The organism is Winogradskyella sp., from assembly GCF_016744625.1.
Classification (GTDB): Bacteria; Bacteroidota; Bacteroidia; order Flavobacteriales; family Flavobacteriaceae; genus Winogradskyella.
Genome location: NZ_JADGDZ010000101.1, coordinates 10,160 through 11,311, shown reverse-complemented (window position 1 = coordinate 11,311; position 1,152 = coordinate 10,160). Strand labels below are relative to the sequence as shown.

The 1,152-nt window shown below is 33.6% G+C and carries 1 protein-coding gene; it reads left to right on the top strand.

Going from position 1 to position 1,152, the window contains the following annotated elements:
• Nucleotides 1-193: 193 nt before the first annotated feature.
• A partial coding sequence (locus QZZ53_RS15140; RefSeq protein WP_296386225.1) for a hypothetical protein occupies nucleotides 194-1,152 on the top strand: 959 nt, incomplete at its 3' end.

The following is a 1,152-nucleotide window of genomic DNA, read 5'->3' as shown; positions in this document are numbered from 1 at the left end:
TAAGCACATTACAACCCTATAATCATCAACTAGTCAAATTAAAAGAGTATATCTGCCTTTCAACGAATTAATTCAGCGAAACACCTTCTATGTACCTAAATTCGTAACCCCTTTCATCTATTTATTATTTCAATAACCCCAAGTCTTACCTAGAATAATTCTAAGATTGAATATATCTGATTTTTAATATTAAATGAAGCATCTCTCTACAAAGCTATTGATTGCAGTCTTAGGATTGTTTTTTATCACTAATTTTCATGCACAATCTGGTATCTTTGAAAGTTTTGTTATTTTAGATAGTGGATCTGGAAATAATTTATACGATTTATTTTCTCCAACCGATACAACAATAAATACTCCTGTATTTGATTTCAATGGAGCTTCTCTAGGAACTTTTGGAACATCAAATGGAACACTAATCTTAAATGGTGGTCAAAACAATATATGGAAGTGCAATGCAACTGATGATATTACTTCGGGCTGGTTACATTACATTATATACCAAACTGGAAGTAGACCTCTTACGCCTACATTTACAGACATCAATTTAAGCACAACCGTTAACACTTTTATTGGTGCTGCATGTGGTGGCAATGGAGATAACCAAGAATGGATTACGAACAATTTAAACACAAATTTATTAAATGGATTAGCTTCTGGAGATTACACGTTAGAAGTCTTAACACATGCTAATTATTCTATTAACGGAACAAATCAAAATCCACCTTATTATGTGAATAATAATGGAAACAACTTTACTGCTACTTTCAGGGCAGATAATCCTCCTATGGCAAATTGTATTAGTACATTAACAGTACAACTTGATGCTTCTGGTAATGCTACTATAGTTGCTTCTGACATTGATAATGGATCTACTGACGATTTTAGCACACCCACTTTAACTATAGATATTGATACTTTTGATTGTTCTGATATTGGAACACCTATAACTGTAACTTTGACTGCTGAAGATTCTCTTGGGCAAACAGATTCATGCACCACAGTTATAACTGTTCAAGATAATGTCACCCCAATTACACCAACACTTTCTGCTGTAACTGTAGATTGTAACGGAGCATTAACCGTTCCTACAACTACTGATGTCTGTGCAGGAACTATAACTGGTACAACTTCAGACACACTGTCTTTTGT